1 pseudogene is annotated in these 1,053 nt (G+C 44.2%); it reads right to left on the reverse strand.

Annotated features, from left to right (window positions below):
• Positions 1-1,053, reverse strand: a pseudogene (locus tag ACNKXV_RS13260) (hypothetical protein); the annotation flags it as partial.

Consider the following 1,053-nt stretch of genomic DNA (forward strand, 5'->3'; position numbering starts at 1 on the left):
AACGGTGATTTTCTGAGATTGAGAAGAACTATTTCCGGCCGCATCTGTTGCGGTCCAGGTTCTTGTAATCTCGTAGTTATAAAAAGAAGCTTGATCAGGATCGGTTCCTTTAGTACTAGTTTCAGAAAAGGTGATAGAAGGGGTAGAATCACACACATCGCTCGCTGATGGCGTAGCCACAGCCGGGATATTATCACACGTTACAGTTACATCTGCAGGAACTCCGGATAATGTTGGAGCACTAGCGTCAGAAACTGTGATTTTCTGAGACTGAGAAGAACTATTTCCGGCAGCATCTGTTGCGGTCCAGGTTCTTGTAATCTCGTAGTTATAAAAAGAAGCTTGATCAGGGTTTGTTCCTTTAGTACTAGTTTCAGCAAAGGTGATAGCAGGGGTAGAATCACACACATCGCTAGCTGATGGCGTAGCCACAGCAGGAATATTATCACAACTAACAGTTACATCTGCAGGAACCCCGGATAATGTTGGAGCACTAGCGTCAGAAACTGTGATTTTCTGAGACTGAGAAGAACTATTTCCAGCAGCATCTGTTGCGGTCCAGGTTCTTGTAATCTCGTAGTTATAAAAAGAAGCTTGATCAGAATCTGTTCCTTTAGTACTTGTTTCAGCAAAGGTGATAGCAGGGGTAGAATCACACACATCGCTAGCTGATGGCGTAGCCACAGCCGGGATATTATCACACGTTACAGTTACATCTGCAGGAACTCCGGATAATGTTGGAGCACTAGCGTCAGAAACTGTGATTTTCTGAGATTGAGAAGAACTATTTCCGGCAGCATCTGTTGCGGTCCAGGTTCTTGTAATCTCGTAGTTATAAAAAGAAGCTTGATCAGGATCTGTTCCTTTGGTACTAGTTTCAGCAAAGGTAATAGCAGGGGTAGAATCACACACATCGCTAGCTGATGGAGTAGCCACAGCAGGAATATTATCACAACTAACAGCTACATCTGCAGGAACTCCGGATAATGTTGGAGCACTAGCGTCAGAAACGGTGATTTTCTGAGATTGAGAAGAACTATTTCCGGCCGCATC

Origin of the sequence: Christiangramia aquimixticola (genome assembly GCF_048285835.1) — a bacterium.
GTDB lineage: Bacteria > Bacteroidota > Bacteroidia > Flavobacteriales > Flavobacteriaceae > Christiangramia > Christiangramia aquimixticola.